Annotated in this window: 1 protein-coding gene; it reads right to left on the bottom strand. The window is 44.0% G+C overall.

Annotation, left to right across the window (positions count from 1 at the left end; translation table 11 throughout):
* Window positions 1-188 precede the first annotated feature (188 nt).
* On the bottom strand, window positions 189-511 hold a 323-nt coding region (locus R7R78_RS29625; RefSeq protein WP_225475029.1), incomplete at its 5' end, for an FAD-dependent oxidoreductase.

Genomic DNA, 511 nt, shown 5'->3' with positions numbered 1-511 from the left:
CAGAATGGCTTGGTGTTGTTAAAATTTGGTTCTAGTTGATTATTGTGCGCAATTAGATGGGGAATTTATTGGTTTGATTAAATATGCAGCACGTTGTCATTTTAATGTGCTGCATATTCGATGAGTTAAAAATGCTAACTACTATGCAGTATGTAGAGTAAAGGCCTGTTTGATTTTTGTGCGATTATTTACGCGTAACGAAGTAAGTTGAGCTCTGAGTTCTCCATGATTTTGGCTTTTTCACCTGTCATGATATTGGCCAATAAGTGCCCAGAACCACATGCCATTGTCCACCCTAACGTCCCATGCCCGGTATTAGTAAAGAGGTTGTCGTATGGCGTTGCACCTATGATTGGTGTGCCATCTGGCGTCATTGGGCGAAATCCTGTCCAGAATTCTGCTTGGCTGAAATCACCGCCGCGAGGGAACAAATCGCGAACCACCATCTCAATCGTGTTTTTACGCTTTTGTGGCAAGGATGGGTCGAAACCTGCAAGCTCAGCGGTGCCAG

It is taken from the genome of Vibrio sp. 2134-1 (genome assembly GCF_033339495.1).
Note: the sequence above shows the minus strand (reverse complement) of the source record. Positions and strands in the feature narration are given on the sequence as shown.